At 65.1% G+C, this 14,336-nt stretch carries 14 protein-coding genes; 9 read left to right on the top strand and 5 right to left on the bottom strand.

Features of this window, described 5'->3' with window-relative positions; genetic code table 11:
* Positions 1-7: 7 nt before the first annotated feature.
* On the bottom strand, positions 8-934 hold the full coding sequence (locus JAB6_RS23660) for an AAC(3) family N-acetyltransferase (protein ID WP_070305004.1): 927 nt from the start codon (positions 932-934) through the stop codon (positions 8-10).
* Positions 927-2,108 (bottom strand): hypothetical protein, encoded by a 1,182-nt coding sequence (locus JAB6_RS23655; protein ID WP_083292941.1) that lies wholly within the window; start codon positions 2,106-2,108, stop codon positions 927-929. Before JAB6_RS23655 ends, JAB6_RS23660 begins: the two co-directional genes overlap by 8 nt.
* Before the next feature lie 146 nt (positions 2,109-2,254).
* On the opposite strand from JAB6_RS23655, the gene JAB6_RS23650 reads away from it, so the two are divergent.
* A complete protein-coding gene (locus JAB6_RS23650) occupies positions 2,255-2,482 on the top strand; it encodes a hypothetical protein (RefSeq protein WP_034755374.1) in 228 nt (75 codons plus the stop codon).
* A 23-nt stretch (positions 2,483-2,505) separates the two neighbouring features.
* Here the strand turns inward: JAB6_RS23650 and JAB6_RS23645 are convergent, their stop codons facing one another.
* From JAB6_RS23645 to JAB6_RS23635, 3 genes are all read right to left on the bottom strand, one after another.
* Positions 2,506-4,206 (bottom strand): hypothetical protein, encoded by a 1,701-nt coding sequence (locus tag JAB6_RS23645; protein WP_070305003.1) that lies wholly within the window; start codon positions 4,204-4,206, stop codon positions 2,506-2,508.
* A 12-nt stretch (positions 4,207-4,218) separates the two neighbouring features.
* On the bottom strand, positions 4,219-4,896 hold the full coding sequence (locus JAB6_RS23640) for a UPF0149 family protein (RefSeq protein ID WP_070305001.1): 678 nt from the start codon (positions 4,894-4,896) through the stop codon (positions 4,219-4,221).
* A gap of 130 nt (positions 4,897-5,026) precedes the next feature.
* Positions 5,027-6,532, bottom strand: coding sequence for a peptide MFS transporter (locus JAB6_RS23635; RefSeq protein WP_034755379.1), 1,506 nt, complete (start codon positions 6,530-6,532; stop codon positions 5,027-5,029).
* A gap of 311 nt (positions 6,533-6,843) precedes the next feature.
* Here JAB6_RS23635 and ppnN point away from each other — a divergent pair, with 311 nt between their 5' ends.
* The 8 genes from ppnN to JAB6_RS23595 all read left to right on the top strand — a co-directional run bounded on the left by ppnN (position 6,844) and on the right by JAB6_RS23595 (position 14,330).
* A complete protein-coding gene (gene ppnN, locus JAB6_RS23630) occupies positions 6,844-8,214 on the top strand; it encodes a nucleotide 5'-monophosphate nucleosidase PpnN (RefSeq protein ID WP_046683005.1) in 1,371 nt (456 codons plus the stop codon).
* A gap of 194 nt (positions 8,215-8,408) precedes the next feature.
* Complete coding sequence (locus JAB6_RS23625) at positions 8,409-9,458, top strand: LacI family DNA-binding transcriptional regulator (protein WP_070304999.1); 1,050 nt, start codon at positions 8,409-8,411, stop codon at positions 9,456-9,458.
* A 222-nt stretch (positions 9,459-9,680) separates the two neighbouring features.
* A complete protein-coding gene (locus JAB6_RS23620; protein ID WP_070304998.1) occupies positions 9,681-10,487 on the top strand; it encodes a transporter substrate-binding domain-containing protein in 807 nt (268 codons plus the stop codon).
* Positions 10,488-10,577: 90 nt separating this feature from the next.
* Entirely contained in the window at positions 10,578-11,270 is a 693-nt protein-coding gene (locus JAB6_RS23615; protein ID WP_070304996.1) for an amino acid ABC transporter permease, read from the top strand.
* A gap of 1 nt (position 11,271) precedes the next feature.
* Positions 11,272-11,922, top strand: a complete 651-nt coding sequence (locus JAB6_RS23610; protein WP_034755387.1) for an amino acid ABC transporter permease — start codon at positions 11,272-11,274, stop codon at positions 11,920-11,922.
* Entirely contained in the window at positions 11,909-12,643 is a 735-nt protein-coding gene (locus tag JAB6_RS23605; RefSeq protein WP_070304995.1) for an amino acid ABC transporter ATP-binding protein, read from the top strand. The genes JAB6_RS23610 and JAB6_RS23605 overlap by 14 nt, the downstream gene beginning before the upstream one ends.
* On the top strand, positions 12,640-13,386 hold the full coding sequence (locus tag JAB6_RS23600) for a sugar phosphate isomerase/epimerase (RefSeq protein ID WP_070304992.1): 747 nt from the start codon (positions 12,640-12,642) through the stop codon (positions 13,384-13,386). Before JAB6_RS23605 ends, JAB6_RS23600 begins: the two co-directional genes overlap by 4 nt.
* On the top strand, positions 13,383-14,330 hold the full coding sequence (locus JAB6_RS23595) for a sugar kinase (protein ID WP_070304990.1): 948 nt from the start codon (positions 13,383-13,385) through the stop codon (positions 14,328-14,330). Before JAB6_RS23600 ends, JAB6_RS23595 begins: the two co-directional genes overlap by 4 nt.
* The last annotated feature ends 6 nt before the right edge of the window (positions 14,331-14,336 follow it).

The following is a 14,336-nucleotide window of genomic DNA, read 5'->3' as shown; positions in this document are numbered from 1 at the left end:
TGGCGTGTCACGGCCTCACCGGCCGTGCCGCCAGCTGCGCCGCTGTGGCGTAGATCGTCACGTCGTCGGACGCGAGCCGGCCCAGGTGCGCATAAAATGCCTGCGCCAGTATGCACCACGACGCCGCGTCGCCCACTTGGCCGTTGACGCGCAGGCCGGCCGCGTCGAATTCCCGGTGAAAGTAGTCGCGCAGGTCGGCGCGGCCGGGATGGTCGATGCGGCGCTGGGCGACTGCCGGATCGAACGGGCGCACGGGCACTTCCCAGCGCCGGCCCGCGTGGTCCAGGCAGGGCAGCAGCTTGGTATCGTCTTCCCACACGGGCACGGGAAAGGCGTCGCCCATGTCGTCTTCCAGCGCGTGATAGAACGTCACCGGTCCCATGGAAATGCCGAGACCCAGCACCTTCGCTTGATCGCAGCCGATGAAACGCTGCCACGGCGAGTCCATGCCGAAGATCGAGGGCGCGTGGTGATGCGCCTCGGTAAGGTGAGCGGCATGGCGGCCCCACGCGGACACGGAGTGAGTAGGGTGGATGCTGCGCCGGACATTGGCGCTGGCAAGGAAGGCTTCGGGCAGGCGTCCCATGTGTGTGCCATGGCGGCGCGGGTCGAACACATAGTCGGGCATGGCGCAGGTGGCGCGCACCGTGCCGCCCGGCAGATAGTAGGTGGGCAGCAGCAGGGTGCCTTGCGGGCCGACGGCGTCCTGCAGGGCGTTTATCACGGCCAGCGCGCCGCCTTCCACGTAGCCGAGGCTTTTCAGCGATGAATGGATGAACAGCGTATCTCCGTGCGCGATGCCCAGCCGCGCCAGATCGGCGGCCAATCCGGCACGCGTCACGTGGGGCGCACTGTGACGTACCTGCCGGGCGCTGGCGGCGCGGCGCCATGCTTCCAGTGCGGCCCTGGCGGCGCGCTTGGCCTCGTCAAGCATCTCCGATTTCCATTTCCAGCAGGTTGGCATCGATGCAGAACTTGGCCGCCCAGTTCAGGTAGGCCCATGTCCCGTAGTCGCCATCGACGGGAAACGAGCCCTTGACGCCGCCGCGCGCATGCGCGGGACCGTCGATGCTGATGGAGCGCCGTACGAAGCGGTTCAGGCTGCGCCCTGCGTCGAGGTAGCGCCGCTCGCCCGTGAGCTGGTACAGCAGGAACAGACAATGCGCGTTCTGCGCGGAACCCGTGAGGCAGGCGTAGCCGGCCCCCGGCTGGAAGTCCGGGCCGAGGCGACCTGTCAGGTAGCCGTCGTCCCTCACGGCCTTGGCGACGCTCGTGCCGGTGCGCGCGGCGGCGTCCAGCAGGCCGGCACGCGCCGAAAAGCGGTGCGCCTCGAGCAGGCCGCGCAAGGCGTAGCCGATGGTATGGGTCAGGGGCAGCAGCGGGTTGTCCAGGCAGTTCGAGGCGAACCAGCCGTTGGGGCGCTGCTTGGTTAGCGCCCAGTCGACCTGGCGCAGGCCGGCCGCGCCATAGCCGTGGCCCGGCGCGACGCGGTCCGCTTCGAACAGGCCCCACGCCACGTGCGTTTCGTAGGCCTTGTCGCCGGCGCTGGCGAAGGGCGTCGGATGGCGGCGCCAGCAGCCGTCGCCATCCTGGCTGTCGCGCAGCCAGCTTGCCGCACGGTGCATGGCGTCCTCGTAGGCCGCGCCGTACGCTGCCACGCCGGCGGCCAGGCCCAGCAAAATCTGGCCCGTGTTGAAGGTGACCGGCACGCGCGGCGTGGAATCGATTTTCCCGCCCTGGAAACCGCCTTCCGGGAACTGGATGGCCACGCACCAATCGAGCATGCGCCGCGCGCGCCAATGCAACCCCTCGTCGCCCGTGCGCTGCGCCAGGGCGATGACCGTGGGGATGATGTAGCCGGTGGTCTCCGGGTAGGAACTCGACCAGCCTGTCAGCAGGCTGTAGTCGCGCGCGACGCCGCCGTCCTTTGAGCTGGAATGGTCCTGCGCCGCGCACAGCCAGGCCGTGCAAGCCTTGACGACGGCTTGCGGCCCGGGGTCAAGGGCTGGCAGGCCGCGCCGGTCCGACAGCCGCTCCATGCGCGCGGCCGCCGGCAGGCTTGCCTGCGGCGCCAGTGTGTTCCGGATTTTCGTGAGCAAGGTGCGCATGGCAGTGATGGCGTAGTGGTGGGCTCCGGCTACTGTAGCGCCGGCAGCCGGCACGGCTATTGACTTGCCGCAAGGATCAGCCGCCGCATCGCCGCGACCGGAATTGACGCATAATGGATGTCTCACCACCGTTGACGAGGCCCGCCATGAACAATGTCACGCTTGAGTACTCGGTCGTCACCAATCCCGATTCCTTTGTCGGCTTCAAGTATTACGTCAAGGCGGGGCAAGCATTCGATGCCGATGATTTCGCCTATTCCTACAAGCTGAAACGCTCCGACCTGGACCCCGACAGCGTGCTGGCCACGCGCGAGGCGGCGGCGAATCTGCAGCCGGGCGAGTGGCTGACGGTGTCGCATTCGATTGCGGCGTAGCCGGCAGCGCATTGTTTCTCCGGCTAGATGCCGAACACTTTCAAGATCGCGTCCGTGAAACCCTCGAACCAGCTGCCCACCTTGCCCGGCTGCTTGCCGTGGCGCGGGGTTTCTTCGTACAGGTAGACGCCGTTGCCGCCGTCGAAGCGGTCGTTGAGCAGCGCCTGCTGGCCGCGCAGATAGGGGATGAAGGTTTCGCTGCGTATCGTCGAGTACAGCACGTCGGTGCTGAAACCCAGGGTGGCGGACTGGCTGATCGAGCGTCCCTGGCCGGCCCGCTCCAGGCGCACGCCGCGGCAGCCGCGCACGATCAGGGTGACGGGGCCGCGAAAGACGATGAAGCGCAGCTGCAGGGTGAGCCAGGCGTGCAGGCTGCCCAGGCGCCAGTGGCTGCTGATCGCCAGAGGCTGGCCCGCATCGGCAATCAATCCGACCAGGCCCCGCGGCTGGAATACCAATGCGCTGCCGGCCGGCAGGTGGACGATGGCCACTTCCAGCAGCGGGTCGTCGCTGGCGGATATCGTCACGGATGCCGGCTCGCCGCTTTCCAGCCGGGTCAGCGCCACCATGCCGGCGGCCAGGCTGGTGAACGGGAAGCGCCAGTCCAGCAGCCATTGCGTGCGCTTGCGTGTGCTGACGGGCGACGATTGCAGGTATTCGGGGTGGATCAGCATCCGCTGCCCGCGCTGCAGCAGCAAGCCCTGCGAGACGGCGGAAATGCGCGATTCGCCATGCGGCGGCAAGGGGAGGGAGCTGCCCGCCATCTGCAGCTCGCGCGCGATCGACAGCGGCGGCAAACGGGCAGCGATGGGCGCCAGCACGAAGTAAAAGAAGGCCTTGATCGCCACGGGCAGCAAAATGGCCGACAGCACCAGCAGGGCGGCCGTGGGCGCCACGTCCATGACGGGCGCGCGCCAGCGGGCGATCCAGTTGCGCGCCAGCTGCGTTTCGCCGGCCGCGATGGCTTTTTGCACGGGCGCCAGCGCACCGGCCAAGGCTTGCGTGTCGATGGCGAATGGGGCGGGGCGGGCAGAGTGGCTGGCGCTGCTGCGCGCGCGCTGCGCTGTCCAGGCCTGATACGCTTGCAGGTTGATCTCGCGCAAGCGCTGGCCTTGCGCTTCGAGCTGCGACAGCTGCGCATAGGCGTCGCTGCCGGGCAGGCGGGTGGCCAGCGGGTGCCGCGCTTCCAGTTGCCGGCGCTGGCGCAGGTTGGCTTGCAGCGCCGCATACGCGCGCACATGTTCCGCGTGCAGGCGCGCCAGGGTCTGCCGCGCATCTTCGCCACTGATCGCCGCTTGCAGGGCCGTCAGATAGCGGGCTTCCTGCGCCAGCACTTCGATCTCCACGCGGCGCGTGGCTTCCTCCTGCGCGTGCAGGGCCAGGGTGGTCGTGTCGGGCAGGGGAAGCGTAAACAGCGATGGTTGCTGCCGCGCGCGCAAGGTGGTCAATTGCACCTGCACTTGCGCCAGGCGCGTGGCGATGGCCGCTTGCGAGGCCTTTTGCAAGGCGTTGACCTGCGCCGTGGCGGCAGCGGCCAAGCCGGCGCCATGATGATCGGCGCCGTCGGCGGCCAGCCTCAGTGCGGCCACGGCCTCGCTGCCGGCGCTGTAGGCGCGCCATTCGGCCAGCAGCAGGCGTCCGGCCAGCAGGATGACGATGAACAGGGCGAACTGCAGCGCGTGGCGCAGCAGGAAGCGCAGGATGGCCGTCAGCAGCTGGCGCAAGGAGATACCGTCTTAGGCGGCCGCGCTATCGGCGTCGGCACAGCATTTTTTGTACTTCTTGCCGCTGCCGCAGTGGCACGGGTCGTTGCGGCCCGTCTTCGGCAGTTCGCGCAGCACGGTGGCGCCGGGCTGGCTTTGTTTCAGGTGGCGCTGGCGCGCCCAGGCCGCGTTGATGGCGATGACGGCGGGAATCACGCCATCCATGGCCGTTTCGGCTGCATCGTCATCGAGTTCGCTGGCCGTGGCCAGGTGCTGGAACGGCGCCAGGTACTCAGGGTGGCTGACGGCCAGGGCCGCCCACTGGGGCTTGTCCAGGCTCGTTCCCAGGATAAAGCCGGCGCACCAGGCGGGCACGCTCCATTCGGGGCCGCAGACGTAGATGGGCTCGAAGCTGTCCGGGTCCTTCGCCAGCCATTCGACCATGTAGGCGTGGTGGCGCTGCGCCAGGCTGGCTGCCCGTTCGCCGGCCTCGTCCTGCGCTGGCAAGGCGTTGCCGGCCGCCTTGTCCCACACCCATGGCAGCCACTGTTCCGGCGCGATCTGTTTCGGGCTCAGGGCGACGGCCGTGAGAAAACCTTCCAGCATCGACACGTCCATGGCGCGGCTTTCCAGCGCAGGCGCGGCCAGCAGGGTGTCGAGTTCGGCGTATTCGTCGTCGGAGAGGGGCGTGGTGGTGGAGATGCTGGACATAATATTCTTTGGTGATGTGAGTGGAGTGGCCGGCGGCCCTGGCCGTATTGTACCGCCCGGCCGGGCAAAAACTGGCGCTGGAATGAAAAACGGCGGCCCGCAGGCCGCCGTTGTCAGCTAAGGCAGAAGCTTACTTCACGCCGTGCATCAGTTTGTTGATCAGCGGTGCGATCAGGAACAGCACGACACCGGCGCCCAGCAGGGACCAGAAGCCGAAGGTGTAGCCGGACAGGGCCGACTGCACCGACATGCCGCTGGTGCCGCTGACGTGGCTGGCGAAGATGCCCGACAGGTTGTTGCCGATACCGGTCGACAGGAACCAGCCGCCCATGCCCAGGCCGACCAGGCGCACTGGCGCCAGCTTGGTGACCATCGACAGGCCGATAGGCGACAGGCACAGCTCGCCGATCGATTGCAGCACGTACACGGTGGTCAGGGTCCAGAACGGGATCTTGTTATCGGCGCCAACCAGGCTCGACAGAGCGAAGATCAGCAGGCCGAAGGCCAGCGCATTGCCCAGCAAGCCCAGGCCGAATTTGCGCGGAATCGAAGGATTGACGTTGTGGCGCGCCAGGAAAACCCAGATGGCGGCGATGATCGGCGCGAAGACGATGATGGCGACCGAATTGACGGTCTGGAAGTAGGCGGTCGGGAAGATCCAGAAGCCCAGGTCGCGGTTGACGATCTTGTCGGCCAGGAAGGTAAACGAGCTGCCTGCCTGTTCGAAGAACATCCAGAACAGGATGTTGAAGACAAAGATCAGCAGCATGGCGATGACGCGGTCACGCGCAACTTTACCGTTGCGTATGCCTTCGATCATCAGCATCACGGCCAGGCCGACGAACAGCACGGTCAGGACGATTTGCAGCTTTTCAGCGCCGACGGTCAGCAGGAAGTACATCAGCGGGATCACGCACAGGGAACCGACGGCCACCCAGACGACGCGCATCGGGTTGCCGGAACCGGCTTCAGGAGCGCCGATGCCTTTCAGGGCGCGGCGGCCGATGGCGAACCATACCAGGCTGATCAGCATGCCGAAACCGGATGCCATGAAGACCATCTTGTACGACGGCATGGCGCTGGTGCCGAAGATCGACTCGGCCAGCCACTGGGTGAAGACGGGCGCGACCATGGCGCCCATGTTGATACCCATGTAGAAGATCGTGAAGCCACTGTCGCGGCGCGGATCGGCTGTCGTGTACAGCTTGCCGACCATGGTTGAAATGTTCGGTTTGAACATGCCGTTGCCGACGATCATGGTGGCCAGGCCCAGGTTGAAGATGTCCTGGTTCGGTACCGAGATGCAGAACAGGCCGGCAGCCATGAAGACGGCGCCCAGCAGGATCGAGCGCTGGTAACCGATGACACGGTCGGCGATGTAGCCGCCGAACAGGGCGCCGGCGTACACCAGCGCGAGGAAGGAACCGTAGGTAAGGTTGGCCGCTGCCTGTCCCGAACCGTCGCCAGCGTGGAACTGGGCCACGATGTACAGGACCAGCGCCCAGCGAACTCCGTAGAACGCGAAGCGTTCCCAGAATTCAGTCATGAACAACATCCACAATGGGCTTGGATGGCCCATAATCTGCTTGAACTCGGGAATAACGGCTTCCTTGTTGGGCGTAGTCGCACCGCTCATGCGGTTCCTCCTGAAAAATTATTATAGTCAATCGATACAACGAACTTATGGAAGCCTGCGGGCGGCGGGGACTCTCATGAAGAACCTCACGCACGGGAATTCCAATAGGCTGGCATTCTAATCTACAAATTGCGCTGAGCGAAGGTTTCGATTCGCATTAGCAAGAATGACTGTTTCATATTAGTCAAACCGGTTTGCAGGCAAGGGCGGGCCCGGCGATTTTGCGGCGGCACAGCACAACTTGCCTGACTTGTCGTATATTAAGGCTGCAAGACCTTCGAGCATCGATTTTTAAAGGGATTTTTCGCATTATGGAACACGACGTTATCGATACTCTGGTTTCACCGGAAGGCCGCCTGGACGTGCTCTCCAAGACTGAAGTCAACAAACTGCTCGACACCAGCCAGGGCGGCCTGTACAACACCTTCCGCCGCTGCGCGCTGGCGGTCTTGAATTGCGGCAGCACCATCGACGATGGCCGCGCCCTGCTGGAGCGCTACCAGTCATTTGAAATCTCGATCATCCAGCGCGAGCGCGGTATCAAGCTCGACATCAAGGGCGCGCCGGCCATCGCCTTTGTCGACGGCAAGATGATCAAGGGCATCCACGAGCACCTGTTTGCCGTGTTGCGCGACATTATCTTCGTCAGCGATGAAGTGACGGGCAACCCGAAATTCGACTTGCAGAGCACGGAAGGCGTGACGGACGCCGTCTTCCATATCCTGCGCAATGCCAACGTGCTGCAAACCCAGCTCAACCCGAACCTGGTCGTGTGCTGGGGCGGCCACTCGATCAACCGCGCCGAATACAATTACTCGAAGGAAGTGGGTTACCAGCTGGGCTTGCGCGGCCTCGACATCTGTACCGGCTGCGGCCCGGGCGCCATGAAGGGCCCCATGAAGGGAGCCACCATCGGCCACGCCAAGCAACGCCTGCACAATGGCCGCTACCTGGGCATCACCGAGCCGGGCATCATCGCGGCCGAGTCGCCGAACCCCATCGTCAATGACCTCGTCATCATGCCGGACATCGAAAAGCGCCTGGAAGCGTTCGTGCGCGCCGGCCACGGCATCGTGGTGTTCCCCGGCGGCGCGGGCACGGCCGAAGAGATTCTGTATATCCTCGGCATCCTGCTGCACCCGGACAACGCCGAGATTCCTTTCCCGCTGATCTTCACGGGCCCGGAAACGTCGCGCGAATACTTCGTGCAAATCAACCAGTTCATCCACGACACCCTGGGCCCGGAAGCGCAACAGCGCTACAAGATCATCATCGACGACCCGGAACTGGTGGCGCGTGAAATGCTCGAAGGCATCCGTCAGGTGCGCGAATTCCGCAAGGCGCACAGCGACGCGTATTACTTCAATTGGCTGTTGAAGATAGACCACGAGTTCCAGAAACCGTTCCAGCCCACGCATGAAAACATGCGCAACCTGAGCCTGCACAAGAACCAGCCCACGCACTTGCTGGCGGCCCAGTTGCGCCGCGCGTTTTCGGGCGTGGTGGCGGGCAACGTCAAGGATGACGGCATCCGCTCGATCGAAAAGTACGGCAACTTCGAGATCCACGGCGACAAATCCATCGCCGGCCCCATGGATGCGCTGCTCGCTTCCTTCGTGGCGCAGCACCGCATGAAACTGGCGGGTACGGCTTACGTGCCGTGCTACACCGTGGTCCAGTAAACAGTCTTGAAACCACCGCGCCACCCGTTCCCTGCGTTTGCCGGGGGCGGGCGGCGCTTTTCCATTGATGCCCCCATCTTGTTCCTTCGCCGCCACAAGCAATCAAATCGCTTGCGTCATCGATTCGTGGGTGCTATCTTTGGAACCGGTTCCAAAATAAAAATATGCAGGTCAACAGGTCGTGGAGAACAAGCTTGGATTCAGTAAGCGGCAATAAAAAAACAGTTTCCGGCGAGCCGGCGCGGCCCGTGACCATCGCCCAAGTGGCGCGCGAGGCGGGCGTATCGAAGACGAGCGTGTCGCGCTTTCTCGGCGGCGAACTCGATGCGCTGTCCGAGAACATCCGCCAGCAGATCACCAGCACCATCGCACGCCTCGGCTACCAGCCGAACCAGATGGCGCGCGGCCTCAAGCGGGGACGCACGCGGTTGATCGGCATGGTCGTGGCGGACATGCTCAATCCCTACACGGTGGCCGTGCTGCAAGGCGTGGAAGCGGCTTGCCAGCAGCATGGCTATACCTTGATTTTATGTAATACCGGCAATGACGAACAGCGCGAACGCCAGTCGCTGGCCGCGCTGCGCTCGTACAGCGTGGAAGGGCTGATCGTCAATACGCAGGGACGCAATATCGAGTCGTCCGACTTGCAGCAGGCGGGCATGCCCATCGTGCTGGTCGACCGCCGCATCGAGGGCGCCGATTTCGACCTGGTGGGCCTGGACAATGTGCAGGCGGGCCGGCTGGCCACGGCGCACCTGATCGAGCAGGGTTTCGACGCCATCGCCTTCGTCGCGCCGCCCTTGACGGGCGTCAGTTCGCGCCTGATGCGCGCCGACGGTTTCCAGTCCGTGATGGCCGAGCATCCGGGCTGCGTGGGCGAAGTGCTGGCGGTGGACCTGGACGACAGACCCGCCATCGACGCGCAGGTGCGGCAATGCCTGGCGCAATGGCGCGGCCGCCGGGTGGCGCTGCTGGCCTCGAACGGCATGGTGGCGCTGGAACTGGCGCTGATGCTGCAGCGCCTCGCATTGCGCATGCCGCAGGACGTGGGCTTGCTGGGCTTTGACGAATTGCCATGGTCGCCGCTGGCGGGCCTGAGCACGATCGAGCAGCAGACATACGAGATCGGCTTTTCGGCGATGACGTGCATGCTGTCGCGCCTGCAGGGCGAACAGTGCCCGCCGCGCGAGGTGCTGTTGCCTGGCAAGCTGATCGTGCGCAACTCCACCCGGGGCGGCGACTGACGGGGAAGAGGGCCTTGCCCTTTTTTTTGGAAAGTTATGGAACCGGTTTCATAGATTGTATTCAGCCAGGAAAGGGGTATGGATAGTCAGGCAGGGCAATGGTTGCACGAAGTTGGCATGAAGTTGTAATGACACGGCAAGAGACGAAATAAATCGTCCATTTGACAATATTCCCGGAAGTGCTTCGACGAGGCCGGTACCGGGATCACAGGAGACTGAAGCATGAAGATGACGACACTGTTTTACGCGAAAATCGTGGCCTGCGCGCTGGCAGCAACATGCGCCTTGGGTGCGGCGGCCGATGCCGGTGCCCAGACGCTTGGCGACTTGATCAAGAAGGGCAAGCTGACCATCGGCGTGGTCAGCGGCACGCCGCCGTTTGGCAGCATCGACGCCAAGGGCGTGCCCGTCGGCTATGACGTCGACGTCGCCAACCTGATCGGCAAATACCTGAACCTGCCCGTGGAAATCGTCCCGCTGACGGCGCCGTCGCGCGTGCCGTCGCTGGAATCGGGCAAGGTCGACTTCCTCGTGGCGACCCTGGCGCCCACGCCGGAACGGGCCAAGACCCTGATGTTCACCATGCCCTACAGCGCGTTCGAGCTGGCCATCGTCGCCCCGGTCGGCGGAAAATTCAAGGCCCTGGCCGACTTGAAGGGCAAGAAGGTGGGCGTGACGCGCGGCACCACGAATGACACGGCGCTGAGCCGCATGGCGCCGGCCGGCACCAGCATCGTGCGTTTCGAGGATGACGCCACCGTCACCCAGGCCTTGCTCAGCAAGCAGGTCGACGCCGTCTCGATTCCCAGCACAATGGCGCTCGACATCATCAAGACGCGCGGCGCGGGCAAGATCGAGGTCCGCTTCTCGTACTCGCTGCAACCGAACTCGATGGCCGTGCGCCGCGGCGACTTCGAGCTGCACCAGTGGCTCAACAACTTCATCTACTACGTCAAGCTGAACGGCGAACTCGACGCCATCGCGCGCAAGTGGAGCGGCGCGCCGCTGCCGGCGCTGCCGACCTTCTGATACCGCAACCCGCACAGCGATAGTGCTCGTCCGCACGGCGCGCCGCCATGGTGGCGCGGCCGGGGACGCACACGTAGAAAGGAGTTGAGTATGCCGTATGAATTTCATTTCGAACTCGTCATGCAATCGCTGGACCGCCTGTTGTGGGGCGCGGCGCTGACGATACGCCTGAGCGCCTTGTCGATGGTGCTGGGGCTGGCGGTGGGCGTGTGCGCCGCCGTCATCCTGAAGAACGGTCCCGCCTATGCCCGCGCGGTGGTGCGCGCCTATGTCGAGATCATCCGCAGCACGCCGTTCCTGGTGCAGCTGTTCATCATCTACTTCGGCTTGCCGTCGCTGGGCCTGCAGCTCGACGCGAACGGCGCCGCGCTCGTCGCCATGACGGTCAACCTGGGTGCTTATGCTGCCGAGATCGTGCGCGCCGGCATCGGCGCCGTGCATCCGTCGCAGCTCGAGGCGGCGCAGGCGCTGGGCATGACGCGCTGGCAGGTGATGCGCCACGTAGTGCTGCTGCCGGCGCTGGAAAAAGTCTATCCGGCGCTGGCCAGCCAGTTCACCTTGATGATGCTGGCCTCGAGCGTCGTGTCGGCCATTTCCGCCGAAGAGCTGACGGCCGCAGCGCACCTGCTCGACTCGGAAACCTTCCGCAGCTTCGAGATCTACATCGTCGTGATGGTGCTGTACATCCTGCTGGCTCTGCTGTTCCGCTTCAGCTTCTGGGTGCTGGGCCAGATCGTCTTCAAACGCCGCCGCCGTCTGGGCGCGGTGCGCATGGGAGCATGACATGATCAGTGATTTTTCCTGGGATAATCTGCAATTCCTGCTCGAGGCCACGCGCTGGACCATCGGCCTGTCGCTGATCGTCTTCATCACGGGCGGCATCGCCGGCTTCGCGGTGGCGCTGCTGCGCACGGCGCGCAGCCCGTTCCTGCGTTTCATCAGCGCCCTGTACATCCAGCTGGTCCAGGGCACGCCCGTGCTGATCGTGCTGTTCCTGACCTATTACGGGCTGGCCCTGTTCGGCTACAAGCTGTCGCCGGTCATCGCTGCCGGTGCGGCGATGACGATCTTTGCCAGCGCCTACCTGGGCGAGATCTGGCGCGGCTGCATCGAAGGCGTGCAGCGGCAGCAGTGGGAAGCATCGGCCGCGCTGGCGCTGAACCGCTACCAGCAGCTGCGCTACGTCATCCTGCCGCAGGCGCTGCGCCATTCGCTGCCGCCGACCGTGGGCTTCATGGTGCAGATCATCAAGAACACTTCGATCACCTCGATCATCGGCGTGGTGGAACTGACGCGGGCAGGGCAGCTGGTCAGCAATGCGACCTTCCTGCCGTTCATCGTCTTCCCCATCGTCGCCCTGATCTACTTCGCGATGTGCTATCCGCTGTCGCGCTACAGCCATTCACTGGAAAGGAAATTCCATGCCCATCGTTGAAATCGACAATATCAGCAAGAGCTTCGGCGCCAACCACGTGCTCAAGGGCGTGTCGTTCGCCGTCGAGCGGGGCCAGGTGATCGCCGTGATCGGCCGCAGCGGCTCCGGCAAGAGCACCATGCTGCGCTGTATCAACGGCCTGGAAACCATCGACAGCGGCAGCATCGTCGTGGCCGGCCACACGCTGACGGCGCGCCAGGAACATCTGCTCGACTTGCGCAAGGATGTCGGCATGGTCTTCCAGAGCTACAACCTGTTCCCCCACCTGACCGTGGAAGAAAACGTCATGCTGGCGCCGCGCATCGTCAAGAAGGTGCCCGATGCCCAGGGCCGCGCCACGGCGCTGCGCGTGCTCAAGCAGGTGGGCCTGGATCACAAGCGCGAGTCCTATCCCGAGCAGCTGTCGGGCGGCCAGCAGCAGCGCGTGGCGATCGCCCGTTCGCTGGCGATGGAGCCGCAAGTGATGCTGTTCGACGAAGTGACGTCGGCGCTCGATCCGGAACTGACGCAGGAAGTACTGAAGGTGATGGAAGAGCTGGCGCAGGCGGGCATGACGATGCTCTTGGTGACGCACGAGATGGAGTTCGCCCGGCGCATGGCCGACGTCACCGTCTTCATGCACCAGGGATTGGTGTGGGAAAGCGGGCCGTCGGAAGCCTTCTTCAGCAACCCGCAAACGCCCGAAGCGCGCCAGTTCGTCGGCGCGGGAGCGATCAAGTGAGCCCCGTCCTGGTGGCGGCGTCGGCTTACGGCGCAAGCAGGGTAAGGCAGCTGGGGCAGAGCCATTTCATCGACGTGGTGGCCGATGCGGGCGGCGCCGGCATCGAGATCCGCCGCGAACTGTTCACGTCCGACTTGCCGGACCTGGCGCGCATGGGCGCGGCGGTGGCTGCGCGCGGCCTGTACTGCGTGTATTCCACGCCCATCGAATTGTGGGATACGGACGGGCGGTTGCAGCACGAACTGCTGCGGCAGATGCTGGACGAGGCGGCGCGCCTGGGCGCGCGCTACCTGAAGGTGTCGCTGGGCCATTACCCGGCCGCGCCGGACTTGCCGGCCTTGAAGGCCCAGCTGGAGGCAGCATCCGTGGCGCTGCTGGTGGAAAACGACCAGACGGCCCACGGCGGCAAGCTCGCGACGATGGCGCGCTTCCTGGCGACGGCGCGCGACATCGGGCTGCCCGTGGGGCTGACCTTCGATATCGGCAACTGGCGCTGGGTGGGCGAGGATGCGCAGCAGGCGGCGCGCCTGCTGGCGCCGTACGTGCGCTACGTGCATTGCAAGGCGGTTCTTGACGACGGGGGGCGCTTGTCCGCGTGTGCCGTTTCCGACACCGATCCATCCTGGCGCGCCGTCTTCGCGCACTTTGCGCAGGGCGTGCAACGGGCCATCGAATTCCCGCTCGAGGGCGCCGACCTGGTGGCCGAAACGGGCCGCTATATTCAGATACTGGAGGCTGCATGATGAAGCTTGACGTTGTTACTTACGGCGAGGCGATGGCGATGTTCGTTGCCGAGCAAACGGGCGACCTGGCGGCCGTGGCGCACTTTACGCGCCGCCTGGCCGGCGCCGAAACGAATGTCGCCATCGGCCTGGCGCGCCTGGGCCTGAGAGTCGGCTGGCTGAGCCGCGTGGGCGACGACTCGTTCGGCCGCTTCATCCGCGCCAGCGTGCAGACAGAGGGCGTCGATTGCAGCCGGGTCGTCGCCGTCGCCGGCCAGTCCAGCGGCTTCCTGCTCAAGGAGAAGGCCGAGAACGGCGCCGATCCGCTGGTCGAGTACTTCCGCAAGGGTTCCGCCGCCAGCCGGCTGGCGCCCGAACACTTCGACCCCGACTATTTCCTGTCCGCGCGCCACTTGCACGCCACGGGCGTGGCCGCGGCGCTGTCCGAGACCAGCCTGGCGTTCGCCAGCCAGGCGCTTGACTTCATGCGCGCCAACGGCCGCACCGTGTCGTTCGACCCGAACCTGCGGCCCTCGCTGTGGCCGTCGCAAGCCGTCATGGTGGAACAGATCAACCGCCTCGCCGCCAAGGCGGACTGGGTGCTGCCCGGCCTGGGGGAGGGAAAAATCCTCACTGGCCACGATCTGCCGCACGACGTCGCCGGCTTTTATCTGCAGCAGGGCGCGCGCCTCGTGGTCATCAAGCTGGGCGCCGAGGGCGCCTATTACCGCACGGCCGATGGCGACAGCGGCATGGTGGCGGGCGAGCGCGTGGCCAACGTGGTCGACACGGTGGGCGCCGGCGACGGCTTCGCGGCCGGCCTGGTCAGCGCCTTGCTGGAAGGCTTGCCGCTGGCGCAGGCGGTAGGGCGCGGCAACCGGGTCGGCGCTTTTGCCATTCAGGTGGCCGGCGACATGGAAGGCTTGCCGACCCGCGCCCAGCTCGACGCGCTGGTCCCATCTTGAACCGTA

The sequence above is a fragment of the Janthinobacterium sp. HH104 genome (genome assembly GCF_001758715.1).
Taxonomy (GTDB): Bacteria; Pseudomonadota; Gammaproteobacteria; order Burkholderiales; family Burkholderiaceae_D; genus Janthinobacterium; species Janthinobacterium aestuarii.
The sequence above is the reverse complement of the archived record's forward strand: the minus strand, read 5'-3'. Positions and strand labels throughout refer to the sequence as shown.